The sequence below is a fragment of the Pseudomonas sp. A1230 genome (genome assembly GCF_044218825.1).
Lineage (GTDB): Bacteria > Pseudomonadota > Gammaproteobacteria > Pseudomonadales > Pseudomonadaceae > Aquipseudomonas > Aquipseudomonas iridis.
This window is the reverse complement of sequence record NZ_CP162582.1, coordinates 211446-235483: the sequence shown is the minus strand read 5'-3', so window position 1 is coordinate 235483 and position 24038 is coordinate 211446. Positions and strand designations below refer to the sequence as shown.

The following is a 24038-nucleotide window of genomic DNA, read 5'->3' as shown; positions in this document are numbered from 1 at the left end:
TTACTCAGCAGCCAACCGCACCTGCTTCTCCAACTCCACCTTCAATCCCGGTTCCAATTTCAACTGCCGCGCCAGTTCATCCAGGTAGCTCTTCTCCATAAAGTTCTCCTCATCCACCAACATCACACTGGCGATGTACATCTCAGCCGCCATCTCCGGCGTGCTTGCCGCGCGGGCGACGTCGGCGGGGTCGAGGGGTTTGTTGAGTTCGGCGTGTAGCCAGTGTTGCAGTTCCTGATCGTTGTCGAGTTTGGTGAATTCGCCTTCGATCAGTTGGCGTTCTCGGTCGTCGATATGGCCGTCAGCTTTGGCGGCGGCGACGAGGGCCTTGAGGATCGCCTGGCTGTGCAGCTCGACCTGCGCCGGAGGCAAGCGGTCAAGAGTCTGGGGTTCGCCTTGTGGCGCGGTGCCTTTTTGCGCGTTCCAGTTGCCGTAAGCCTTGTAGGCCAACACGCCCAGCGCGGCGAGGCCGCCGTAGACAGCGACTTTGCCGCCGACATTACGCGCCTTTTTACTGCCGAGCAGCAGACCCATGGCGCCCGCCGCCAATGCACCACCACCCGCGCCAGAGAGCAGACCGCCAAGGCCACCGCCGCCGGAAGATCCGCCAAGCAAGCCACCCAGGCCACCGGCCGCCGATTTGTTCTGCGAGCCACCGGCCTTGTTTTGCAACAAATCCTGGCCGGATTTGAGTAGTTGATCGAGCAATCCACGGGTGTTCATGTTCCGCCTCCAAACTGGGGATATCAGGACCTATAAGGCCCTCAGCCTAGTTCGAAAGTGCCCTGGAGAGACTTACAAGTGTGCTTCCAGATGTTGCTCAGTGTGGCCAGGCCATTCGTGAAAATAGATATACACTCAGGCCAATCTATAAAAATCGCCCACTGGGTACCCTTCTCATGATGACTTTGCGTCAGATCCGTCATTTCATCGCCGTGGCCGAGACCGGCTCGATCTCTGCCGCTGCGCAAACCGCGTTTATTTCCCAATCGACCCTGACCCTGGCGATCCAGCAACTGGAAGAGGAAATCGGCGTCAGCCTGTTCAGCCGACACGCCAAGGGCATGACGCTGACGCATCAGGGGCATCAATTCCTACGCCAGGCGCACCTGATTCTGGCGACGGTGGATAACGCCAAACGCAGCCTTCAACAGAGCACCGATCAGGTTGCCGGGCAGTTGATCATCGGTGTGACCAGCCTTGTCGCTGGTTATTACCTCGCGGATTTGGTCACCCGGTTTCAGCGTGCTTATCCAAATGTCGAGATACGGGTGATGGAGGACGAACGCCCCTACATCGAGCATTTGCTGGTCAGCGGCGAAATCGACGTCGGCGTGTTGATCCTCTCCAACCTCGAAGATCGCCACGCCTTGCAGACTGAGGTTCTGACTCATTCGCCGCACCGTTTATGGCTTCCGGCCCAGCATCCGCTTCTGGAACACGACAGCATCAATCTCGCCGATGTTGCCCGCGAACCGTTGATTCAACTCAACGTCGACGAGATGGATCGCAACGCCCAACGCCTATGGCGCGGCGCCGGACTGCAACCGAAGATCACCCTGAGAACCGCTTCAACCGAAGCGGTGCGGAGTCTTGTAGCGGCCGGTTTGGGTGTATCGATCCAGCCGGACATGACCTACCGCCCATGGTCACTGGAAGGCGACATCATCGAAGCGCGGCCAATTGCCGACCTCAACCAGACCCTTGATGTCGGCCTGGCCTGGCGCCGCGGTGCCGCACGACCGGCTCTCGTCGACCCCTTCCTCACCGTGGCCCGCGAACAACCCCACGGCGGACGCAAGCCATCTATTTAATCGAATGCCACCTTCAGTATTTAGAATTTGTCGCCCCCGGAGCCGCGCACTAGTCTTGCTGCATCTATAAGACGGTCGGCTCCCGGTGACACAGGGAGCAACAATGGCCATACAAGAAAAGAGAGCTCGCAAAATGGCTGGCGCGCAGACCCCGATGTGTACCGCGTTGTTGATCGACGGTGAACTGGTCGCCGGTGAAGGCTTTGTCGAGCCGATCCTCAACCCGGCCACCGGTGAAATCCTCACGCACATCGCCGAAGCCAGCACCGAACAGGTCGAAGCCGCCATCCTCGCGGCTCACCGTGCGTTCGCCGAATGGTCGCGGACCACGCCGCAGCAACGCTCCAATCTGCTGCTGGACATCGCCAACGCCGTCGAAAAACACGCCGATCACCTCGCCCGCCTTGAGTCGTTGAACTGCGGCAAGCCGTTGCATCTGGCTCGTCAGGACGATTTGACTGCGACCGTAGATGTATTCCGCTTCTTTGCCGGTGCCGTGCGCTGCCAGACCGGCCAGCTCAGCGGTGAATACCTGCCGGGTTACACCAGCATGGTGCGCCGCGATCCGATTGGCGTCGTCGCCTCGATTGCGCCGTGGAACTACCCGATCATGATGGCCGCGTGGAAAATCGCCCCGGCCCTCGCTGCTGGCAACACGCTGGTGTTCAAGCCATCCGAACACACGCCGCTGTCGATCCTTGCTCTGGCGCCAGCGCTCGCCGAAATCCTGCCGCGCGGGGTGATCAACATCATCTGCGGCGGTGGCGAAGGCGTCGGCAGCCATTTGGTCAGTCACCCAAAAATCCGCATGGTCTCGCTGACCGGCGATATCGTCACCGGGCAGAAAATCCTTCAGGCCGCGGCGAAAACCCTCAAACGCACACACCTTGAACTCGGCGGCAAGGCGCCGGTAATTGTCTGCAACGACGCGGACATTCAAGCCGTCGTCGAAGGCGTGCGGACTTACGGTTACTACAACGCCGGGCAGGATTGCACCGCTGCTTGCCGGATCTACGCCCAGGCCGGCATCCACGACAAACTGGTCGCCGAACTCGGTGCCGCCGTCAGCAGCCTGCGCTTCGCAGGCAAACGCGATGCCGACAACGAAATAGGCCCGCTGATCAGCACGCGTCAGCGTGACCGCGTGGCCAGTTTCGTTGAACGCGCCCTCGGTCAGCCGCACATCGAGCGGGTGACCGGCGCGGCGGTGCATTCCGGTGCCGGTTTCTACTATCAACCAACGCTGCTGGCCGGTTGCAAGCAGAGCGACGAAATCGTCCAGCGCGAAGTGTTCGGCCCGGTGGTGACCGTGACCCGTTTCGACGAACTCGCCCAAGCCGTCGACTGGGCCAACGACTCCGAATACGGCCTCGCCTCGTCGGTGTGGACACAGAATCTGGACAAGGCGATGCAGGTCGCCGCGCGTCTGCAGTACGGCTGCACCTGGATCAACAGCCATTTCATGCTGGTCAGCGAAATGCCCCACGGCGGGCTGAAACGTTCAGGTTATGGCAAAGACTTGTCCAGCGACTCGCTTCAGGACTACAGCGTGGTGCGGCACATCATGGCCCGCCACGGCCAGCATCTCTGACTACGCTAATAACAAGCCGCCAACGGCATGCTTCACCGCGTTCACAACTGCCCCGACCATAATTTAAAGAAGAGGGTTTAACCATGTTCGTGCACAAGACCGCACTGCTCAGTGCAATCACCACGGCCCTGCTGGCCAGCGCCAGCCTGCAAGCGGCAGAACCGCTGAAGGCTGTCGGCGCTGGTGAAGGTCAGTTGGATATCGTCGCCTGGCCGGGCTACATCGAACGTGGCGAGAGCGACAAGGCCTACGACTGGGTGACCGGTTTCGAGAAGGAAACCGGCTGCAAGGTCAACGTGAAAACCGCCGCGACCTCTGACGAAATGGTCAGCCTGATGGCCAAGGGCGGTTACGACCTGGTTACCGCGTCGGGCGATGCGTCGCTGCGGTTGATCGTCGGCAAGCGTGTGCAACCGATCAACACCGCGTTGATCCCGAACTGGAAAACCCTCGACCCACGCCTGAAAGATGCGCCGTGGTACGTGGTCAACAATCAGACTTACGGCACCCCGTACCAGTGGGGGCCGAACGTGCTGATGTACAACACCAACGTGTTCAAGACTGCGCCGACCAGCTGGAATGTGCTGTTCGACGCGCAGAACCTGCCGGACGGCAAAGCGAACAAGGGCCGTGTGCAGGCGTATGACGGACCGATCTACATTGCCGATGCCGCGCTGTACCTGAAATCGGCCAAGCCTGAATTGGGCATCAGCGACCCGTATCAACTGACCGAAGCGCAGTACAAGGCTGTGCTGGATCTGTTGCGCGCGCAGCAGCCGCTGATCCACCGCTACTGGCACGACACCACGGTGCAGATGAGCGACTTCAAAAACGAAGGCGTGGTCGCCTCCAGCGCCTGGCCGTATCAGGTCAACGGCCTGATCAACGAGAAGCAGCCAATCGCTTCGACCATCCCGAAAGAAGGCGCCACCGGTTGGGCCGACACCACCATGTTGCACGCCGAGGCCAAGCATCCGAACTGCGCCTACAAGTGGATGGACTGGTCGCTGCAACCGAAAGTCCAGGGTGATGTGGCGGCGTGGTTTGGCTCGTTACCGGCCGTGCCGGCGGCGTGCAAGGAGAGCGAATTGCTTGGCGCCGAGGGTTGCAAGACCAACGGTTTCGACCAGTTCGACAAGATCGCCTTCTGGAAAACCCCGCAGGCCGAGGGCGGCAAGTTTGTGCCGTACAGCCGCTGGACACAGGACTACATCGCGATCATGGGCGGTCGCTAAGCTCGAGAACAGCTCGGTCAAGCTCCCTTCCCCCCCGCCCCCCGGGGGGATAGGGCGCTAAAAAGCAGATCGCATTCACCGTTAGATATTTCAGCTTTTTCAGAAGTCCAGGCAGGGCCGCTGCGACGGCTTTCGCCTTTTTGGAGCACCGCACCATGACGCTTGCAGTCCAGTTCACCAATGTTTCCCGGCAGTTCGGCGAAGTTAAGGCCGTTGACCGGGTTTCCATCGATATCCAGGACGGCGAGTTCTTTTCCATGCTCGGCCCTTCCGGCTCCGGCAAAACCACCTGCTTGCGCTTGATCGCCGGGTTCGAACAACCGAGCGCCGGTTCGATTCGCATTCACGGCGTCGAAGCGGCGGGTTTGCCGCCGTATCAACGTGACGTAAACACTGTGTTTCAGGATTACGCGCTGTTCCCGCACATGAACGTGCTCGACAACGTCGCCTACGGTTTGAAGGTCAAAGGTGTCGGCAAAACCGAGCGCCACAAACGCGCTGAAGAAGCCTTGGACATGGTCGCGCTCGGCGGCTACGGCGCACGCAAACCGGTGCAGTTGTCCGGTGGTCAGCGCCAGCGCGTGGCCCTCGCCCGCGCCTTGGTCAATCGTCCGCGAGTGCTGCTACTCGATGAGCCGCTCGGCGCGCTGGATTTGAAACTGCGCGAGCAAATGCAAAGCGAACTGAAGAAGCTGCAACGCCAGCTCGGGATCACCTTCATCTTCGTCACCCACGATCAGACCGAAGCGCTGTCGATGTCCGATCGCGTCGCCGTATTCAACAAGGGTCGCATCGAACAGGTCGATACGCCGCGTAATCTGTACATGAAACCGACCACCACTTTCGTCGCCGAATTCGTCGGCACATCGAACGTGATTCGGGGTGAACTGGCGCGGCAGATCAGCGGCCATCCGCAGCCGTTTTCGATTCGTCCGGAACATGTGCGTTTCGCCGAAGGCCCCTTGGCCAGCCATGAAATCGAAGTCAGCGGTTTGCTCCACGACATCCAGTATCAGGGCAGCGCCACGCGCTATGAATTGACCCTGGAAAACGGCCAGACCCTGAGCATCAGCCACGCCAACAACCAGTGGATCGATAGCAGCGCACAACATCAGACCGGTCAACGCCTTAGCGCACGCTGGGCGCGGGAAGCGATGATCCCGCTGCACGATACCGTGACGAGCGGGGTGTGAAATGAGCACGCTCGCGATGACTCAATCGCCGCCATTGCGCAGGTTTTCCAACCTGCTCTACCGCAAGCCGAACCTGTATTTGTCGATGCTGCTGGTGCCGCCGCTGCTGTGGTTCGGCGCGATCTATCTCGGCTCGTTGCTGGTGCTGTTGTGGCAGGGTTTCTACACCTTCGACGACTTCACCATGGCGGTCACTCCTGACCTGACGCTGGCGAACTTTGCCGCGCTGTTCCAGCCGTCGAACTTCGACATCATCCTGCGCACGCTGAGCATGGCCATCGTCGTGTCGATTGCCAGCGCCATCCTGGCGTTCCCGATTGCCTACTACATGGCGCGCTACACCACCGGCAAGACCAAGGCGTTTTTCTACATCGCGGTGATGATGCCGATGTGGGCCAGTTACATCGTCAAGGCTTACGCGTGGACGTTGTTGCTGGCCAAGGGTGGCGTGGCGCAGTGGTTCATTCAGCACCTGGGGCTGGAACCGGTTTTGCAGTTCATCCTCGGGATTCCTGGCGTGGGCGGCAGCACCTTGTCGACCTCGCATCTGGGGCGGTTCATGGTGTTCGTCTACATCTGGTTGCCGTTCATGATCCTGCCGATTCAGGCTTCGCTGGAGCGCCTGCCGCCGTCGTTATTGCAGGCTTCGGCCGACCTTGGCGCCAAGCCGCGCCAGACCTTCATGCAGGTGATTCTGCCGCTGTCGATTCCGGGGATTGCCGCCGGATCGATCTTCACGTTTTCCCTGACCTTGGGCGACTTCATCGTGCCGCAACTGGTGGGCCCGCCGGGCTACTTCGTGGGCAGCATGGTGTATGCGCAGCAAGGTGCGATTGGCAACATGCCGATGGCCGCCGCGTTTACGTTGGTGCCGATTGTGTTGATTGCCATCTACCTGTCCATCGTTAAACGACTGGGGGCCTTCGATGCACTCTGAGCGCGCTTCACTGGGCCTGCGCATCGCAGCCTGGGGTGGGTTGGTGTTTCTGCACTTCCCGATCCTGATCATCTTCCTTTACGCCTTCAACACCGAAGAGGCCGCGTTCAGCTTTCCGCCGAAGGGCTTCACGCTGCACTGGTTCAGCGTGGCGTTTTCGCGAACGGACGTTCTGGAATCGATCAAGTTGTCGCTGCAAATCGCAGCCATCGCCACCTTGATCGCGATGGTCCTCGGCACGCTCGCCTCGGCGGCTTTGTACCGCCGCGATTTCTTCGGCAAACAGGGCATTTCGTTGATGCTGATCCTGCCGATCGCGCTGCCCGGGATCATCACGGGAATCGCGCTGCTGGCGACCTTCAAGACGCTGGGGATCGAACCGGGAATGTTCACCATCATCGTCGGCCACGCGACCTTCTGTGTGGTGATCGTTTACAACAACGTCATCGCCCGCCTGCGCCGCACTTCGCACAGTTTGATCGAGGCTTCGATGGATCTGGGCGCCGATGGTTGGCAGACCTTTCGCTACATCATCCTGCCAAACCTCGGCTCGGCGTTGCTGGCCGGCGGCATGTTGGCGTTTGCGCTGTCGTTCGACGAAATCATCGTCACCACGTTTACCGCCGGTCATGAACGCACGTTGCCGTTGTGGCTGCTCAACCAGCTCAGCCGCCCACGGGATGTGCCGGTGACCAACGTCGTCGCCATGCTGGTGATGATGGTGACCATGCTGCCGATCCTGGGCGCGTACTACCTGACGCGGGGTGGTGAGAGCGTGGCGGGGAGTGGCGGCAAATGAATCCCTGACAGACACCACCATTTTCCTGCGGGAGCGAGCCTGCTCGCAAAGAGGCCGTCACATCCAGCATTGATGTCGACTGATACACCGCTTTCGCGAGCAGGCTCGCTCCCACAGTTTCAATCCGGTTTCGGCAGAAAAATAATAGATTCGAAGAGGACAACTGACATGCAAACCAAACTCTTGATCAACGGCCAATTGGTCAACGGCGAAGGCCCCTCCCAACCGGTGCTCAACCCCGCGCTCGGCGAAGTGCTGGTGGAAATCAACGAAGCCAGCGAAGCCCAGGTCGATGCCGCCGTGCGTGCCGCCGACAATGCCTTCGCCGAGTGGTCGCAAACCGCACCGAAAGACCGTTCGCTGCTGCTGCTCAAACTCGCCGACGCCATCGAAGCCCACGGCGAAGAACTGGCCAAACTCGAGTCCGACAATTGCGGTAAACCCTACAGCGCCGCGCTCAACGACGAGATCCCGGCAATTGCCGACGTGTTCCGTTTCTTCGCCGGCGCCAGCCGTTGCATGAGCGGTTCGGCCGGCGGCGAATACCTGCCCGGCCACACCTCGATGATCCGCCGCGACCCGGTCGGCGTGATCGCCTCCATCGCGCCGTGGAACTACCCGCTGATGATGGTCGCCTGGAAAATCGCCCCCGCCCTCGCCGCCGGTAATACCGTGGTGCTCAAGCCGTCGGAACAAACCCCGCTGACCGCGTTGCGTCTGGCCGAACTGGCGTCGGAAATCTTCCCGGCGGGCGTACTCAATCTGGTGTTTGGCCGTGGTCCTACGGTCGGCAGTCCGTTGGTCACACATCCAAAAGTGCGCATGGTCTCGCTGACCGGGTCCATCGCGACCGGTTCGAACATCATTTCCAGCACCGCCGACAGCGTCAAACGCATGCACATGGAACTGGGCGGCAAGGCGCCGGTGATCATCTTCGACGATGCTGATATCGATGCGGCGGTTGAAGGCATTCGCACCTTTGGTTTTTACAACGCCGGGCAGGACTGCACCGCCGCGTGCCGGATCTACGCCCAGCAAGGCATTTACGACAAATTCGTCGAGAAGCTCGGCGCGGCAGTCAGCAGCATCAAGTACGGCTTGCAGGATGATCCTTCTACCGAACTGGGGCCGCTGATTACTGCACAGCATCGTGATCGTGTCGCATCGTTCGTCGAACGTGCCGTTGCCCAACCGCACATTCGCTTGATCACGGGCGGCAAGGCTGTGGACGGAAATGGTTTCTTCTTTGAACCGACGGTGTTGGCTGACGCGCAACAGGACGACGAGATTGTCCGCCGCGAAGTGTTCGGGCCGGTGGTGTCGGTGACCAAATTCACCGATGAAGCGCAGGCGCTGGAATGGGCCAACGATTCGGACTACGGCTTGGCGTCCTCCGTTTGGACAGCTGATGTAGGACGCGCCCATCGGATGTCGGCACGGTTGCAGTACGGCTGCACCTGGGTGAATACGCACTTCATGCTGGTCAGCGAAATGCCCCATGGCGGTCAGAAACTGTCCGGTTACGGCAAGGACATGTCCATGTATGGGCTGGAGGACTACACCACCGTTCGGCATGTGATGTTCAAGCATTAAGCCTTTAAAAGCTTCGCGAGCACCGCGGTTTTAGGACGGAACCGGCACTGCGCAACACAGGATCCCAAAACAATAACTACCGAACCGGGCGGCGCTCCCAAAGCCCCGCCACGGCCTCGGCCATCCGAAATCTGCCGATTTCACGGAGCAAACACACATGAGTGCATCACCCGACCTCTCAGTTGCCGTCGCCGACAGCGATGCCGAACAACTGCGCAAACTCGGCTACACCTCCAACTTCAATCGCAGCATGAGCCTGTGGGAAAACTTCGCGCTGGGCTTCACCTATCTGTCACCGGTCGTAGGGGTTTATACCCTGTTCGGCCTATGCCTCGCCGCTGGTGGCCCGCCGATGTTCTGGGCCTATTTGCTGGTTGGTTGCGGCCAGTTGCTGGTGTGCCTGATCTTCGGCGAAGTGGTTTCGCAGTTCCCGATTTCTGGCGGCGTTTACCCATGGGCGCGCCGACTGGTCGGCAAGAAATGGGCGTGGATGGTCGGCTGGATCTACTCCATCGCACTGTGCGTCACCATTGCTGCCGTTGCAGTCGGTGCTGGCCCGTACCTGGCAGCCATGCTGGGATTTGAGCCGAGCAACAACACCAACATCGTCATCGCCCTGGTGCTGACGTTGTTCGCCACGCTGGTCAACCTCAGCGGCACCAAAGTACTGGCGCGCATCGCCATGTTCGGCTTCCTCTGCGAACTGGTCGGCGCGGTGATCGTCGGTGTTTACCTGCTGGTCTTCGAGCGTCACCAGCCGCTCAGCGTGCTGTTCAACACCTTCGACATCAGCATCGATGGCTCGTACCTGCCGGCGTTCCTCACTGCCTCGCTGGCGGGGATGTTCCTCTACTACGGCTTCGAGGCCTGCGGCGATGTTGCCGAAGAAACCCCTAACCCGAGCGCAAAAATCCCGGTGGCCATGCGCATGACCATCTACATCGGTGGCATCGCAGCGATGTTTGCCTGTCTGGCGCTGATCCTCGCCGTACCGGACATGCAAGCGGTGATCAACGGCACCGACAAAGACCCGGTCACCACCATCCTCAACAACGCGTTCGGCCCGGTCGGCTCGAAAGTAGTGATGGGTGTAGTGATGATTTCCTTCATCTCGTGCGTCATCAGCCTACAGGCTGCAGCGAGTCGTCTGCTGTACTCCTACGCCCGCGATGAAATGGTCATCGGCAGCCGACTGCTGAAAAAGATCTCTCCTACGACCCAGGTGCCGGTCGCTGCGCTGTTCGTGTCCGGCGTCCTGCCGGCCCTGATCATCGCCCTCGGTTTCTTCCTGCAAGACGCCGTGGCGACCATCGTCAGTTTCGCGGCAATCGGCATCTACCTCGCGTTCCAGATGATCGTGCTGGCCGCGCTGTACGCGCGTAGCAAAGGCTGGAAACCCAGCGGCAAATTCACCCTCGGCGCGTGGGGCTGGCCGGTGAACATCGGCGCGCTGGTGTACGGCGTTGGCGCGATCATCAACATGGCCTGGCCACGTACGCCGGATGCGGCGTGGTACGTGAACTATGCGATGGTGCTGAGCACCGCGATCGTGATTGGGTTGGGCTTGTTGTACATGTGGATTGGCAAGCCGTATGACCATGGTAAGGCGCCGGCTGGGGATGCCTGGAAGGTGAGTCGCTAAGAGTTTTTGACCTCGGCACCGACTAGGTGCCGGGGTTCAGGAAAGCCGAGAAAAATCATCAAAAAGAAAGCTCTGCCTGATCGTGCTTCAACGAGGAAATACGGTCGAACAACTTTATTTTTTCGTTGGCTTTTTGCTTGGCGTGGTCGGAAATGAAAGTAATCAACTCTTCGAGCTGATTGACGTCTCCGACCACTTTGAATTCCTTTTCCTTGTTGACGAAAACAAGCGACTTCTTCTTTCTCGACAACAATTCAATGACGTTGCTGAGCGTGCCGGTGCTCTTTGCATCCCAGATGCATCAAGCCGTAGTCAGCCGCTTCGGCCATGACTACGTCTTTCTCAGTGAAGAAGGCTCTCGATCCTTTGGAATGTTGGGAGTCGACTGTTCTGGCGGGCCACTGCCCAAGGTTATTCCGCAGCGTTGAACCGCTGCAGAACACCGTGGTTCTGGATCGTTCGAGGCTCAACAGGTACTCCTGAATGGAGGTATCGGCGCCCCCTGCATCACCCACCACCACTTCAAAATCCGACGCAACGATATTATTGATGCGCTCTTTAACCTTCGGATCAAGGCTCTTGATGTTGATAGAGCCGGCAATAAATTCAGTTGTCGTTGAGTTCACATCCAACAAAAAACCTGTGGCGAGGGGAGCTCGCTCCCTCGCCACAGGTTTACTGCGCAAGTTGATTGATCTGCGCGCTGTAAAAGCCAAATGGCTTTCACAGAGTCAGAACCGCGAAACACTCCTCATCGCGTCCACCAGATAGCGCATCGCTATCCGGTCGCTCTCCGAAAGCTCTCGATAACGTTCCACCAGTTTCAGCTCGTCGGAGCTGAGCCGGCGTCTTCTGCGGCCGCTGCCCAGGCAGGGAAAGATGCCCAACATGTCGGTGATGCCTTGTATTTTTTCCATGGACGATGTCCTTCTCTAATACGTCAAAGAACTGCTAAACCACCACATCGCCCTGCCCCTTTCAGCAGCGTCGAGTGCCCCACCGGTCTGAACGTTCGCGACCGGTCATGCCCATAGAATAGAAATTAATTCGGCGCTGGAAAGGGTTATTTAGAGTAATTAGTCGAGAAAAGCAGATATGTCGTATAAATCAGAAAGCGCTGTCGGAAAAAATACAGACATGTCTTGTTTCATTGCCAGCCGACGTCTTGTAATCAATCATTTCTGCTCGACAATCGAACGGTTTAAGCTATCCGGCATCTGTTTATAGTCCGTTGCGTTTGGTCGAAGGCTTGCCCGAACCGTTTTTTATGATCCAGCACGTGCCAGGAAAGGCGCGGGATTGCACACGACAGGTTGTATTTATGCACCGCAGGAATTTGCTCAAAGCGTCCATGGCCATTGCGGCTTACACCGGTCTTTCGGCCACCGGCCTGCTGGCCAGTCGTGCCTGGGCTGCCAATGGTGGCGCCGCCGATGGCGAGGCACAGTCCTTCGATTTCGAAGCGCTGAAGCGTCAGGCCAAGCAACTCGCTGGCAACGCCTATCAGAACACCAAACAGGTGCTGCCGCCGACCCTGGCGACCATGACCCCGCAAAACTTCAACGCGATCCGCTACGACGGCGAGCATTCGTTGTGGAAGGAGAACAAGGGTCAACTGGACGTGCAGTTCTTCCACGTCGGCATGGGTTTCCGCCAGCCGGTGCGCATGTACAGCGTCGATGCCAAGACCCGCACCGCCCGCGAAGTGCATTTCCGTCCGGCGCTGTTCAACTATGAAAACACTTCGGTCGACACCCAGCAGCTCAAGGGCGACCTGGGTTTTGCCGGTTTCAAGTTGTTCAAGGCTCCGGAACTTGATCGGCATGACGTGCTGTCGTTTCTCGGCGCCAGCTATTTCCGTGCAGTCGATGCCACTGGCCAATATGGCCTTTCGGCGCGCGGGCTGGCGATCGACACTTACGCGAAGAAACGCGAAGAATTCCCTGACTTCACCAAGTTCTGGTTCGAAACGCCGGACAAAAACGCCACGCGTTTTGTGGTGTATGCCCTGCTCGATTCACCGAGTGCCACCGGCGCTTACCGTTTCGATATCGATTGCCAGGCCGAGCGCGTGGTAATGGAAGTCGACGCACACATCAATGCACGTACTGCCATCGAACAGTTGGGCATCTCGCCGATGACCAGTATGTTCAGTTGCGGCACCCACGAGCGCCGTATGTGCGACACCATTCACCCGCAAATCCACGATTCGGACCGCCTGGCGATGTGGCGTGGCAACGGCGAGTGGATCTGCCGCCCGCTGAACAACCCGGCAACCCTGCAATTCAACGCGTTTGCCGACACCGATCCGAAGGGCTTTGGCCTGGTGCAGACCGACCATGAGTTCGCCAACTATCAGGACACCGTCGACTGGTACAGCAAGCGCCCGAGCCTGTGGGTAGAACCTACAACCGCGTGGGGCGAAGGCTCTATCGATCTGTTGGAAATTCCTACAACCGGCGAGACCCTCGATAACATCGTGGCGTTCTGGACACCGAAAAAACCGGTGGCTGCCGGGGATTCTCTGAATTACGGCTACAAGCTGTACTGGAGCGCCCTGCCGCCAGTGAGTACGCCGTTGGCGCGGGTGCACGCGACGCGTTCCGGGATGGGCGGTTTCGTCGAAGGCTGGGCACCCGGCGAGCACTATCCGCCAGTCTGGGCGCGTCGTTTCGCCGTGGACTTCAACGGAGGCGGGCTCGATCGCCTGCCGCCAGGCACCGGGATCGAGCCAGTAGTCACCTGCTCGAACGGCAAGGTGCAGGACTTCAGCGTGCTGGTGCTGGATGACATCAAGGGCTATCGGATCCTGTTCGATTGGTATCCAACCAATGACAGCGTGGAGCCGGTTGAGCTGCGGTTGTTCATCCGTACCAATGACCGCACGCTGAGCGAGACCTGGTTGTACCAGTACTTCCCGCCGGCGCCGGACAAGCGCAAATACCCTTGATGATTTGAGGCGCCTGCACGGGCCTCATCGCTGGCAAGCCAGCTCCCACAGTGTTTGGTGTTGATCACAATTTTTGTGTACGACGCCAAACCTGTGGGAGCTGGCTTGCCAGCGATGACGGCAGTATTTCAACAAAAGATCATCAGACAAAACAAAGCCCCGGCCATCACTGACCGGGGCTTTTTGCCTAACCGCTACCAACTCAATCGCGCAGATCAGACTCATGAATCGGCTGATCACGATGAGTCGCGCGCTGATATTGCGCCGGCCATACGGCTTTGCGCCCACCCAGGTCATCATCGGCGTGCAGCGGCCAGTACGGATCACGCAGCAGCTCGCGGGCGAGGAAGATGATGTCGGCCTGGCAGGTGCGCAGAATGTGCTCGGCCTGGGCGGGCTCGGTAATCATTCCCACAGTGCCGGTGGCGATGCCTGACTCCTTGCGCACGCGCTCGGCGAAGCGGGTTTGATAGCCCGGCCCAACGGGAATCTCAGCGTTGGCTGCGGTGCCGCCCGACGAAACGTCGATCAAGTCCACGCCGAGGGTATGCAGGCGACGCGCCAGCTCCACGGTTTCGTCAGGGTTCCAGCCGTCCTCGACCCAGTCGGTAGCCGACACGCGGACAAACACCGGCAACTCTTCCGGCCAGACAGCGCGAACGGCTTCGGTGACCTGCAGCACCAGGCGAATGCGGTTTTCGAATGAGCCGCCGTACTGATCCCGCCGTTGATTACTCAGCGGCGACAGAAACTGATGCAGCAGGTAACCGTGGGCCGCATGCACTTCGACCACACTGAAGCCCGCCGTCAGCGCGCGCTTGGCGGCATCCACAAAGGCTTGAATGACGTCAGCGATCTGCGCTTCATCGAGCTGTTTCGGTTGGGTATGTTGCGGGTCGAAGGCAATCGGTGAAGGGCCGACCGGCGTCCAGCCGCCATCATCGGGTTTGACGCTGCCATGTTTGCCAATCCACGGGCGGTGAGTGCTGGCCTTGCGCCCGGCGTGAGCCAGTTGAATGCCGGCGACCGCGCCCTGAGCGGTAATGAATCGGGTGATGCGTTGCAGCGGTTCGATCTGGTCGTCGTTCCACAGGCCAAGGTCTTCGGCGGTGATCCGCCCGTCGGCCGTGACCGCCGTGGCTTCGGTGAATACCAGCCCGGCGCCGCCCACCGCGCGGCTGCCGAGGTGCACCAGATGCCAGTCGTTGGCCAGGCCGTCGACGCTGGAATACTGGCACATGGGCGATACGGCGATGCGGTTGGGCAGGGTCAGTTGGCGAAGGTTAAAAGGTTCAAGCAGCAGACTCATGGGGCACCTCTCAAATCAGTGGGCAGGCTCCAGGGTTCTGTTTGAAAAGTCGACGAGTGACAGGAAAAGGTGCAGCACCCGCCCCCGCGGGCAAAAAATTCGACAAGACGTCACAAGGCCAATCAAGCAGTGCTTAGAGCCTAGTCGACAACCGGGGATGAGGGAGGGTTCAGAGTGATTCTGTGTTTGACAGACCGCTTTCGCGAGCAAGCTCGCTCCCACAAGGGAATGCATTCCAGGTGTGGGAGCGACGATGTGACCTGCTCGTGAATGGGGTTAACGCGGTTCGATGTGAGCAATCATCAGTTGCACGGTCTCGTTGCCGCGGAATTCGTTGACGTCGAGTTTGTAAGCCAGTTCGACCCATTGAATCGTCGGGTTGGGCCAGATATCACGATCGATACCGAACGCAATGCCGTCGAGTTTCACCGAGCCGCATTCGCTTTTCAGCACGACTTTCAGGTGACGCTCGCCGACCACGCGCTGCTCGACCAACTGGAACACACCGTGGAACAGCGGCTCAGGGAAGTGTTGCCCCCACGGCCCGGCATGGCGCAGGGCGCGGGCCAGTTCGAGGTGGAATTCTTCAACGGCCAGCGTGCCATCGGACAGCAAGCGCCCGGTCAGGTCCTCTTCGCGAAGCTGCCTACGCACTTCGGCGTCGAATGCTTCGGCGAATAACGGAAAATTCTCTTGCGGCAAGGTCAGGCCAGCCGCCATCGCGTGGCCACCGTACTTGGCGATCAGGTTAGGGTGTTGCGCCGCGACCACGCTCAACGCATCGCGAATATGGAACCCCTGCACCGAACGCCCGGAGCCCTTGAGCAAACCGTCGCCAGCATCGGCAAAGGCAATGGTCGGACGGAAATAACGCTCTTTCATCCGCGAGGCCAGAATACCGATAACACCCTGGTGCCATTCAGGATCAAACAGGCACAGGCCAAACGGCATCGACTCGACGGGCAGATCCTTGAGCTGGGCCAGTGCTTCACGCTGCATGCCCTGCTCGATGGATTTGCGATCCTGATTCATGCCATCCAGTTGCGCGGCCATTTCCCGGGCGAGGTTGACGTCGGCGGTGAGCAGGCATTCGATGCCCAGGCTCATGTCATCCAGACGCCCGGCGGCGTTCAGCCGTGGACCGACGATGAATCCCAGATCGGTTGAAGTGATACGCGCCGCATCACGCTTGGCTACCTCGAGAATCGCTTTGATCCCCGGCCGCGCGCGCCCGGCACGAATCCGCTCCAACCCCTGGTGCACCAGAATCCGGTTGTTGGCGTCCAGCGGCACCACGTCAGCGACGCTGCCCAGCGCCACCAGATCGAGCAGTTCGCCGATGTTCGGTTGCGGCGCGTTCTCGTACCAGCCGAGGCTGCGCAGGCGCGCACGCAAGGCCATCAACACGTAGAAAATCACCCCGACCCCGGCCAGCGCCTTGCTTGGGAACTCGCAGCCCGGCTGGTTTGGATTGACCAGCGCATCGGCCATCGGCAACTCATCGCCGGGCAAGTGGTGGTCGGTGATCAATACTTTGAGCCCGGCCTTCTTGGCGGCAGCCACACCTTCGACGCTGGAGATTCCGTTGTCGACAGTGATCAACAATTGCGGCTCGCGGGTCAGTGCGACTTCGACGATTTCCGGGGTCAGGCCGTAGCCGTATTCAAAGCGGTTCGGCACCAGATAGTCGACATGCGCCGCGCCCAACAAGCGCAAGCCAAGCATGCCGACGGTGCTGGCCGTCGCGCCATCGGCATCGAAGTCACCGACGATGAGGATGCGCTGCCGTTGTTCCAGCGCTGTCACCAGCAGGTCTACCGCGGCCTCGATACCCTTGAGTTTCTCAAACGGGATCAAGTGCTTGAGGCTCTTGTCCAGCTCCACCTCGGACCGCACGCCCCGCGCCGCGTACAAGCGGGTCAGCAGCGGCGGCAGATCACCTAGAAATGGCAGAGTGGCAGGCAGTTGGCGAGGTTCGATGCGCATGGGGTGACGGAGACTTCTCTTGAATACGTAGGATTAATCAGCGATGGCGCGAATCAGCCGCGCTCGCCTTGCAGCCATTGCAACTGGACTTCGTGTTGACCACGGTCGTCGGTGACGAAGATCGTCCCTTCGCTGATCATCACGTCCCACTTGATGACGCGGGGCATGTCCTTGGCCAGGGTTTCCAGGACTTCTTGCGGGACGGCGGCGATGTTGACGTTTTTCAGGTTCTTGATCGCCGGGATCACCTTGGTTTCCCACACGCGCAGGCTGCCATAGGCGAGCAGGCTGGTGCGTTCGGTACGGCGCGAGCACCAGGTCAGACGGTCGGAGTCAGGCTGGCCGACTTCGATCCAGTGCAGGACACGGTCGTCCAGGCTTTTTTCCCACAGAGCAGGTTCATCCACATCTGACAGACCACGGCCAAACGACAACTGCTCGTTGTACCAGAGGGCGTAGGCCAGCAACCGTACGGTCATGCGCTCTTCGGTCTCCGAAGGGTGACGGGCGATGGTTTGCTTGACGCTCTCGTAGACACTGCGGTCGAGGTCGGTGAGGTTCAGTTCAAACTTGTAGGTGGTGGAAGGCTGGGCCATGAACGGGCTTCTTGATACGAGGAAAGTCGGCAAGTCTAACCGATGCGGTAGGCAATCATCGAATTGATGGCGATCAACTTGGGGCGCCTGACGGCCGGCTATGTTAAAACGCTGTATACGCTCAGCCTTGTCCTACAGGATTCTGTATGCCGTTCGCCAATAAACCGCTCAGCGGTGTGAAAGTCATTGAATTGGGTACGTTGATTGCCGGGCCATTTGCCTCGCGCATTTGCGGCGAGTTCGGCGCCGAAGTGATCAAGATCGAATCGCCGGACGGCGGTGATCCGCTGCGCAAATGGCGCAAGCTGTACGAAGGCACGTCCTTGTGGTGGTTTGTTCAGGCGCGCAACAAGAAGTCGCTGACGCTGAACCTCAAACACCCTGACGGTTTGGCCATCCTGAAAAAACTCCTCGCTGAAGCCGACATCCTGATTGAGAACTTCCGCCCGGGCGTATTGGAAAAACTCGGTCTGAGCTGGGAAACCCTGCACGCCTTGAACCCAAAACTGGTGATGGTGCGCCTCTCCGGTTTTGGTCAGACCGGGCCGATGAAGGATCAACCGGGTTTCGGAGCCGTGGGCGAATCCATGGGTGGCTTGCGCTACATCACCGGTTTCGAGGATCGGCCGCCGGTGCGCACCGGTATCTCCATCGGCGATTCGATTGCAGCGCTGTGGGGCGTGATCGGCGCGCTGATGGCGCTGCGTCATCGTGAGGTCAACGGTGGTTTGGGCCAAGTGGTCGATGTCGCACTGTATGAAGCAATCTTCGCCATGATGGAAAGCATGGTGCCGGAGTTCGATGTGTTCGGTTTCATCCGCGAGCGCACCGGCAACATCATGCCCGGCATCACGCCCTCCTCGATCCACACCAGCGCCGACGGCAAGCATGTGCAGATCGGCGCCAACGGCGATGCGATTTTCAAGCGTTTCATGCTGACCATCGGCCGTGAAGATCTGGCCAACGACCCAATGCTGGCCAGCAACGACGGGCGCGACAGTCGACGTGACGAGTTGTATGGCGTAATTGATCGCTGGGTCAATTCGCTGCCACTGCAGACCGTGCTGGATCTGCTCAATCAGGCCGACGTGCCGGTCAGCCGGATCTTCAGCGCCGAGGACATGTTCACCGATCCACAATATCTGGCCCGGGAAATGTTCCTGCACGCCAAATTGCCGGATGGCAAGCCCTTCAAGATGCCCGGCATCGTGCCGAAACTCTCAGAGACACCGGGCTCATCCGAATGGGTCGGGCCGCAGCTCGGTGAACACAATGCGCAGGTACTCCACGATCTTGGCTACGACGAGAAGCAGATCGCCCGACTGCGTGAAGACGGAGCCATTTGAGCTGAAACGCCTGCAGATATCCGACGCCCCAAACGCCCTCCACTGGTGGACGTGGCGGCTGTTCGGCCTGTTGTTTCTGCTGGCCCTGCCAGCCTGGGCACAGGCAAAACCGACCTTGATCTGGTTACTGCGCGATCTGCCGCCACTGACCATTTTTGAAGGTCCGAAAAAGGGTCAGGGGGTCATCGACCACTTGATGCCGATGCTTATCGCCGGCATGCCGCAATACGAACACACGCTGATGCGGGTCAACCGCGCCCGGGGCATGCAGATGCTTCAAAACGCAACCTTCACGTGCGACCCGTCGCTGATGTGGAGCAAGGAGCGGGCGCAATGGATCGCTTTTTCCATCCCGGCGTTCCGCGCTGTCAGCAATGGGCTGGTGGTGCGCCAGAAAGATCACGACGTATTGGCGCCTTTTCTGGTGGACGGTGAGGTCGATCTGACCGCGCTCCTGGCCAATGGCGAAGAAAAGATCGGCGTCGTGGCGGAGCGCAGTTACGGTGAGTTGGTCGACAATTTGCTGCGCCAGGCCCCGAAGGATGCACTGACCGCTCATTACGGCAACGACGCCCTGAACAGTCTGCTGCTGATGCAGCGCCTCGGTCGGTTGCAGGTGGTGTTGGGATACTGGCCGGAGATCCGTTATCAGGCTCAACTGGCGCACATTGCCGAAGACGAATTGCGCTTCTATCCGATTCGCGACAACGGCAAATATCTTTCGGGTTACATCGGCTGCTCTGACACGCCTCAGGGACGCCAGGCGATCACCGAGATCAACCAGTTGCTGCGCACCCTGCCCCACGATTTATTAAACCAGCGCTACGCTGACTGGCTCGATCCTGAGATGCGCACCGATTACGTCGAACAGGCCCGAAGGTTTTTCGAACATCAATTGGCGCATTGAATAAATTGCGGACAAAAGAAACCCCGAGAAGTGGGGAGACGACTCGGGGTTAAACGTGGCCTACATAAAGGCCAGTAGCAGCAAGCGACAAGCACCGGAGCACAATGCTTGATCTTGCTGTTACGGGGTCTGACTGACAGGGATGCAGGAAGGTTCCCACAAAAGACATTTCATTTTTCAAACCGCCGGACGCTTATCCAGAGCTGCATTGCGCAAGGCCGCGATCACGCAGGGTTCCAGGCGTCCTTCGGCAATCAGGATGTCACGGTGCAGGCCGTCGACAACATCGGTCAACTGACGCTTGTCGGTCAGTTGCGCCTGATTGAATTCACGTTCCACCACAATCGCGCCGCTGCTGTTCTTCAAGCTCACCAGGCATTCGCCATGAGCACCGTTTGGAGACAACGAAACCTGATACGGGCTCAGAGCCTCACCGAGCAATAGACTGATACTTTCCATCTCGATCTCCACTCAATAGTCCGAAAACATTGTGTCTGGGGCATGTCTACAATAAATGACAATCGGCCCGAGAAGAAAGTTCTGTATTCCGGTCGCAAGCATTGGAGTGTCACCGGTCTGTCAGAGCATGCACGGCGAAGATGACAGAAAAAAAACCGTCCGCATCAAACCTCGGCGGGTTGCAGGGGGGCGATCAGGTAACTGTCCAGCAAACCTCGCATCAATACTGCCGATACCGGCGTTTGCAGACGTCCTAACAGTCGCAGTCGATGAGTGCTCAACAAAGGCCCGAGATCGTTCAGCAGACTCGGTGCGACCGCCCCCAAAAGAATCAGCGCACGTGCCTCACGCTGCACCGCCAGATGCTGGATCAACGCCAGGCCATGGCCGCCCTTGAGCTGTGGATCGCAAATGGCGATATCGACCGCACCACGATGATCCAGCGAACACAAGGCCGAGGCCAGCGACGGCGCGGTGAGTACGTTATAGATGCCGATGGCATTGAGCATTTGATGCAATGCCATCATCTGAAACGGATCGGGTTCAAGAATCAGGACTTTAAGCGAGCGCATGGGCGACCTCTGGGGCGACAATCGCGGACTCACACCGCATTTATCGTCCACTCTAGGGCAGCCCTCTTAAGCCTCCCATCGGAAAAGTAGCCGCGTCTTATAGGACATTTCCGATCTTCAGTGCTGACATCGGCACCCGCTTTCCGTCCGACGCTGGGTTATGTCCGTCCAGCCGCCCAGCAAACCACGCAGATTGCCGTCGGCACTGTAGAACGGCACCGTCCACTGATAGACCTCGCGGCGACCGTTCTTGAGCTGCAAATAGCGCTTGCTGAAGCGCGACTTGCGCGTGCGCAACTGCACCATGAACTCGTTGTGCAGCATCAGCGCTGTCGCTTCGGGCAACGCATCGATCTCGATCAATAGCCGCCCCTGAATCTGATCCAGCCGAACCGAAAGCGCCTCCTCATAACTGCGGTTGCACATGATCAAACATCCTTGCAGATCACGAACGAATATCGGATCGGGCATGGAGTCGATCAGCGCATGTTGAAAAGCCAATTGATCGCCAAGGCTTTTCTCGGCTGCGCGCCGTTGCTTTATCACCACCGTCAGCCGTCGGTTCCACACCAGCGAGAGCAGGCCGAATATGCCAGCGACTACCGCTGCCCAACAGCCCCACTCAATTATCCGCTGCCAAAGCGAGGGCGACGGAGCCGGGGATATACCCTCCAGCCATTTCAGGCGAATGGCGCGCAGTTCGGCCGCGGGAAACGCCTCCAGCGCCTTGTTGAGAATACTCAAGAGTTCGGGCATGCCTTTGCGTACCGCCAGGTGCTCAGCCTCCCACTTGCCCTCCACCAGAGCACCGACCTTGAGCAGCCCCAATGGATAAAGCTGCGCACCGATTTCGTTTTCGATGGTTGCGTAGGCCTCACCGCTCTCGACCAGTGCCCGCGCTTCGGCGTGGGTCTTGACCGAGCGGATCTGGATGGATGGGTATTCGCGGCGGATCACATCCTCGAGAGCATGCCGGGCTGGTAGCACCAGCACACGCGTGGCCAGTTGCTCCAGAGACTCGACCGATGGCGCTCCGGCGCGGCCGACAAACACCCACCCTGCGCCGCCAAATGCATGACTGAAATCCAGAAACACTTTGCGCTCATCGCTCATGGCCAGGGTGGTACTCATGTCCGCCTGCCCACTCTCGAGGCGCTCGAGCATCTGATCGGTGGAAAACGACTCGTGATGCTCAAACCGAAGCCCGGTCATCGCAGTGACGCGCTTGAGCACATCAATGTTCAGACCGCTCCAGTGCCCATGTTCATCCTGAAACAGATACAACGGGTACTGCACCGACGCCACCGTCACCTTGGGGTTGTCGCGAATCCATTGGCGCTCGCGGGCGTCCAGCTCGACAGGCTGGACGCCAGGCAAGTCGGCGTTTTCATGCAGTGCCAGTTGCGCCGCCACACTGCCGCGCACCAGTCCCATCACTGCGAAAAAGACCAGGCAAACCAGTGCCGGTTTCAAACCTCTATAAAACAGCATTGCCACATCCTTCGTGATCGACTCACCCGTCCTTCGTGGGTGAAAACCCGAACAGTGTGGCAGTAGAAACAAAAAAGCCCGTCAGGAGACGGGCTTCAAAATGTGACAGCTTTCGCGGGCTTAAAGTGGCTTGCCGCGGTTGCCATGCTGGCTGACAAAGGCCTGTACGGCTTTCAGGTCGTTCGGCAGAACGGTGCAGCGCTCATTTCGCTCAAACAAATCAGAAAGATGTGCAGGTAGCTCGAGAGCTTTTCCTACACCGGCCTTCTCCACCGCGTCCGGGAATTTCACCGGATGGGCAGTGCCCAAAATGACCATCGGAATGTCCAGGCTGCGACGGCACTCGCGCGCGGCTTTGACACCGATGGCCGTGTGCGGATCCAGCAGTTCACCGGTCTGCTCGTAAACTTCGGCAATGGTTTCACAGGTCTGCGCATCGTCGACGGCCAACGAGTCGAACAGTTTGCGGGCTTCGGTCCAGCGCTCTTGTTCGACGCTGAAACCACCGCCCTGCTTGAATGAGTCCATCAGCCCGGCAATCGCTACGCCGTTGCGACCGTGCAGGTCGAACAGCAGGCGCTCGAAGTTCGACGAGACCATGATGTCCATCGACGGCGACAATGTCGCGTGCAGGGTTTCCTTGACGTACTGGTTACCGCTCATGAAGCGGTGCAGGATGTCGTTGCGGTTGGTGGCGACGATCAACTGGTTGATCGGCAGGCCCATGTTGCGCGCCAGGTAACCGGCGAAGATGTCGCCGAAGTTGCCGGTCGGCACCGAGAACGACACCGAACGCGCCGGGCCGCCCAACTGCAGGGAGGCGTGGAAGTAGTAGACGATCTGGGCCATGATCCGCGCCCAGTTGATCGAGTTCACTGCCACCAGACGCGTGCCTTTGAGGAAGCTCTGGTCGGCGAAGCTGGCCTTGACCATTTCCTGGCAGTCGTCGAAGTTGCCTTCAATAGCGATGTTGTGGATGTTCTCGCCGAAAATCGTCGTCATCTGGCGACGCTGCACTTCGGACACACGGTTGTGCGGGTGCAGGATGAAGATGTCGACGTTTTCGCAGTGCTTGCAGCCTTCAATGGCAGCCGAACCGGTATCACCCGAGGTGGCACCGACGATCACCACGCGCTCGCCGCGCTTTTCCAGCACGTAGTCGAGCAGACGACCGAGCAATTGCAGGGCAAAGTCCTTGAACGCCAGGGTTGGGCCGTGGAACAGCTCCAGCACCCATTCGTTGCCGTTCAGTTGACGCAGCGGTGCGACGGCACTGTGCGAGAACACGCCGTAGGTTTCTTCAAGAATCTTTTTGAAATCGGCGTCCGGAATGCTGCCGGTCACGAACGGTCGCATAACCCGAAAGGCCAGCTCGTGATACGGCAGGCCAGCCCAGGAAGCGATTTCTTCCTGGGTGAAACGTGGCAGGACTTCCGGGACGTACAGACCGCCATCGGTGGCGAGACCTGCCAGCAGGACGTCTTCGAAATTCAGGGCCGGTGCCTGGCCGCGGGTACTGATATAACGCATGAGGGCAAACCTTCGGTTTGAGCTGCAAGCTTCAAGCTACAAGCTGCAAGAAAAAGCCGAACCGCTTTGTCTTGCCGCTTGTGGCTTG

The 24038-nt window shown here is 59.2% G+C and carries 21 protein-coding genes; 11 read left to right on the top strand and 10 right to left on the bottom strand.

Translation table 11 applies throughout. The annotated features are described in order from the left end of the window. Complete coding sequence (locus tag AB4P97_RS01080) at window positions 1-723, bottom strand: tellurite resistance TerB family protein (RefSeq protein ID WP_042557851.1); 723 nt, start codon at window positions 721-723, stop codon at window positions 1-3. A 176-nt stretch (window positions 724-899) separates the two neighbouring features. On the opposite strand from AB4P97_RS01080, the gene AB4P97_RS01075 reads away from it, so the two are divergent. From AB4P97_RS01075 to AB4P97_RS01040, 8 genes are all read left to right on the top strand, one after another. Continuing rightward, a complete protein-coding gene (locus AB4P97_RS01075; RefSeq protein ID WP_047299877.1) occupies window positions 900-1814 on the top strand; it encodes a LysR family transcriptional regulator in 915 nt (304 codons plus the stop codon). A 133-nt stretch (window positions 1815-1947) separates the two neighbouring features. Continuing rightward, on the top strand, window positions 1948-3405 hold the full coding sequence (locus AB4P97_RS01070) for a gamma-aminobutyraldehyde dehydrogenase (RefSeq protein ID WP_042557849.1): 1458 nt from the start codon (window positions 1948-1950) through the stop codon (window positions 3403-3405). Between the two features lie 83 nt (window positions 3406-3488). Beyond that, window positions 3489-4640: a putative ABC transporter substrate-binding protein YdcS gene (gene ydcS, locus AB4P97_RS01065; protein WP_042557848.1), complete on the top strand. Its 1152-nt coding sequence runs from the start codon at window positions 3489-3491 to the stop codon at window positions 4638-4640. Between the two features lie 155 nt (window positions 4641-4795). Continuing rightward, the gene (locus AB4P97_RS01060) at window positions 4796-5833 is read left to right on the top strand and encodes an ABC transporter ATP-binding protein (protein WP_047299875.1); all 1038 of its coding nucleotides are present in this window, start codon (window positions 4796-4798) and stop codon (window positions 5831-5833) included. 1 nt (window position 5834) lies between these two features. After that, entirely contained in the window at window positions 5835-6770 is a 936-nt protein-coding gene (locus tag AB4P97_RS01055) for an ABC transporter permease (protein ID WP_395601967.1), read from the top strand. Beyond that, complete coding sequence (locus AB4P97_RS01050) at window positions 6760-7569, top strand: ABC transporter permease (RefSeq protein WP_047299874.1); 810 nt, start codon at window positions 6760-6762, stop codon at window positions 7567-7569. Before AB4P97_RS01055 ends, AB4P97_RS01050 begins: the two co-directional genes overlap by 11 nt. Window positions 7570-7737: 168 nt before the next feature. Further along, window positions 7738-9162, top strand: coding sequence for a gamma-aminobutyraldehyde dehydrogenase (locus tag AB4P97_RS01045; protein ID WP_395601966.1), 1425 nt, complete (start codon window positions 7738-7740; stop codon window positions 9160-9162). A gap of 157 nt (window positions 9163-9319) precedes the next feature. Beyond that, a complete protein-coding gene (locus AB4P97_RS01040) occupies window positions 9320-10804 on the top strand; it encodes an APC family permease (protein ID WP_047299872.1) in 1485 nt (494 codons plus the stop codon). Between the two features lie 254 nt (window positions 10805-11058). On the opposite strand, the gene AB4P97_RS01035 is transcribed toward AB4P97_RS01040, so the two are convergent. Together AB4P97_RS01035 and AB4P97_RS01030 are read right to left on the bottom strand one after the other, a co-directional pair. Next, the gene (locus AB4P97_RS01035; protein ID WP_395601965.1) at window positions 11059-11490 is read right to left on the bottom strand and encodes a hypothetical protein; all 432 of its coding nucleotides are present in this window, start codon (window positions 11488-11490) and stop codon (window positions 11059-11061) included. Window positions 11491-11535: 45 nt separating this feature from the next. Beyond that, a complete protein-coding gene (locus tag AB4P97_RS01030; RefSeq protein WP_042557842.1) occupies window positions 11536-11721 on the bottom strand; it encodes a hypothetical protein in 186 nt (61 codons plus the stop codon). A 404-nt stretch (window positions 11722-12125) separates the two neighbouring features. Here AB4P97_RS01030 and AB4P97_RS01025 point away from each other — a divergent pair, with 404 nt between their 5' ends. After that, a complete protein-coding gene (locus AB4P97_RS01025; RefSeq protein WP_042557841.1) occupies window positions 12126-13754 on the top strand; it encodes a glucan biosynthesis protein D in 1629 nt (542 codons plus the stop codon). Window positions 13755-13956: 202 nt separating this feature from the next. Here AB4P97_RS01025 and AB4P97_RS01020 read toward each other — a convergent pair whose 3' ends face one another. The 3 genes from AB4P97_RS01020 to AB4P97_RS01010 all read right to left on the bottom strand — a co-directional run bounded on the left by AB4P97_RS01020 (window position 13957) and on the right by AB4P97_RS01010 (window position 17645). Further along, window positions 13957-15063, bottom strand: a complete 1107-nt coding sequence (locus AB4P97_RS01020) for an NADH:flavin oxidoreductase/NADH oxidase (protein WP_042557840.1) — start codon at window positions 15061-15063, stop codon at window positions 13957-13959. A 276-nt stretch (window positions 15064-15339) separates the two neighbouring features. Next, window positions 15340-17049 carry a single-stranded-DNA-specific exonuclease RecJ gene (recJ, locus tag AB4P97_RS01015; RefSeq protein ID WP_042557839.1) on the bottom strand — a complete coding sequence of 570 codons (1710 nt, stop codon included), beginning with the start codon at window positions 17047-17049 and terminating at the stop codon, window positions 15340-15342. Window positions 17050-17102: 53 nt separating this feature from the next. Next, window positions 17103-17645, bottom strand: a complete 543-nt coding sequence (locus AB4P97_RS01010; RefSeq protein WP_042557838.1) for a YaeQ family protein — start codon at window positions 17643-17645, stop codon at window positions 17103-17105. Between the two features lie 146 nt (window positions 17646-17791). On the opposite strand from AB4P97_RS01010, the gene AB4P97_RS01005 reads away from it, so the two are divergent. Continuing rightward, on the top strand, window positions 17792-18991 hold the full coding sequence (locus AB4P97_RS01005; protein ID WP_042557837.1) for a CaiB/BaiF CoA-transferase family protein: 1200 nt from the start codon (window positions 17792-17794) through the stop codon (window positions 18989-18991). Then, window positions 18972-19898 carry a TIGR02285 family protein gene (locus AB4P97_RS01000; protein WP_042557836.1) on the top strand — a complete coding sequence of 309 codons (927 nt, stop codon included), beginning with the start codon at window positions 18972-18974 and terminating at the stop codon, window positions 19896-19898. The genes AB4P97_RS01005 and AB4P97_RS01000 overlap by 20 nt, the downstream gene beginning before the upstream one ends. Window positions 19899-20075: 177 nt before the next feature. Here the strand turns inward: AB4P97_RS01000 and AB4P97_RS00995 are convergent, their stop codons facing one another. The 4 genes from AB4P97_RS00995 to thrC form a co-directional block, all read right to left on the bottom strand. Then, entirely contained in the window at window positions 20076-20357 is a 282-nt protein-coding gene (locus tag AB4P97_RS00995) for a DUF3509 domain-containing protein (RefSeq protein WP_042557835.1), read from the bottom strand. 164 nt (window positions 20358-20521) lie between these two features. Continuing rightward, window positions 20522-20929 (bottom strand): response regulator, encoded by a 408-nt coding sequence (locus AB4P97_RS00990; protein WP_042557834.1) that lies wholly within the window; start codon window positions 20927-20929, stop codon window positions 20522-20524. A 117-nt stretch (window positions 20930-21046) separates the two neighbouring features. Then, complete coding sequence (locus tag AB4P97_RS00985; RefSeq protein WP_395601964.1) at window positions 21047-22420, bottom strand: transporter substrate-binding domain-containing protein; 1374 nt, start codon at window positions 22418-22420, stop codon at window positions 21047-21049. A gap of 120 nt (window positions 22421-22540) precedes the next feature. After that, a complete protein-coding gene (gene thrC / locus AB4P97_RS00980) occupies window positions 22541-23950 on the bottom strand; it encodes a threonine synthase (protein WP_395601963.1) in 1410 nt (469 codons plus the stop codon). Window positions 23951-24038 lie beyond the last annotated feature (88 nt).

Coding starts and splice junctions, on each gene's coding strand:
- AB4P97_RS01080 (WP_042557851.1), bottom strand. CDS start 723: ATGAACACCCGTGGATTGCTCGATCAACTACTCAAATCCGGCCAGGAT.
- AB4P97_RS01075 (WP_047299877.1), top strand. CDS start 900: ATGATGACTTTGCGTCAGATCCGTCATTTCATCGCCGTGGCCGAGACC.
- AB4P97_RS01070 (WP_042557849.1), top strand. CDS start 1,948: ATGGCTGGCGCGCAGACCCCGATGTGTACCGCGTTGTTGATCGACGGT.
- ydcS (WP_042557848.1), top strand. CDS start 3,489: ATGTTCGTGCACAAGACCGCACTGCTCAGTGCAATCACCACGGCCCTG.
- AB4P97_RS01060 (WP_047299875.1), top strand. CDS start 4,796: ATGACGCTTGCAGTCCAGTTCACCAATGTTTCCCGGCAGTTCGGCGAA.
- AB4P97_RS01055 (WP_395601967.1), top strand. CDS start 5,835: ATGAGCACGCTCGCGATGACTCAATCGCCGCCATTGCGCAGGTTTTCC.
- AB4P97_RS01050 (WP_047299874.1), top strand. CDS start 6,760: ATGCACTCTGAGCGCGCTTCACTGGGCCTGCGCATCGCAGCCTGGGGT.
- AB4P97_RS01045 (WP_395601966.1), top strand. CDS start 7,738: ATGCAAACCAAACTCTTGATCAACGGCCAATTGGTCAACGGCGAAGGC.
- AB4P97_RS01040 (WP_047299872.1), top strand. CDS start 9,320: ATGAGTGCATCACCCGACCTCTCAGTTGCCGTCGCCGACAGCGATGCC.
- AB4P97_RS01030 (WP_042557842.1), bottom strand. CDS start 11,721: ATGGAAAAAATACAAGGCATCACCGACATGTTGGGCATCTTTCCCTGC.
- AB4P97_RS01025 (WP_042557841.1), top strand. CDS start 12,126: ATGCACCGCAGGAATTTGCTCAAAGCGTCCATGGCCATTGCGGCTTAC.
- AB4P97_RS01020 (WP_042557840.1), bottom strand. CDS start 15,063: ATGAGTCTGCTGCTTGAACCTTTTAACCTTCGCCAACTGACCCTGCCC.
- recJ (WP_042557839.1), bottom strand. CDS start 17,049: ATGCGCATCGAACCTCGCCAACTGCCTGCCACTCTGCCATTTCTAGGT.
- AB4P97_RS01010 (WP_042557838.1), bottom strand. CDS start 17,645: ATGGCCCAGCCTTCCACCACCTACAAGTTTGAACTGAACCTCACCGAC.
- AB4P97_RS01005 (WP_042557837.1), top strand. CDS start 17,792: ATGCCGTTCGCCAATAAACCGCTCAGCGGTGTGAAAGTCATTGAATTG.
- AB4P97_RS00995 (WP_042557835.1), bottom strand. CDS start 20,357: ATGGAAAGTATCAGTCTATTGCTCGGTGAGGCTCTGAGCCCGTATCAG.
- AB4P97_RS00990 (WP_042557834.1), bottom strand. CDS start 20,929: ATGCGCTCGCTTAAAGTCCTGATTCTTGAACCCGATCCGTTTCAGATG.
- AB4P97_RS00985 (WP_395601964.1), bottom strand. CDS start 22,420: ATGCTGTTTTATAGAGGTTTGAAACCGGCACTGGTTTGCCTGGTCTTT.
- thrC (WP_395601963.1), bottom strand. CDS start 23,950: ATGCGTTATATCAGTACCCGCGGCCAGGCACCGGCCCTGAATTTCGAA.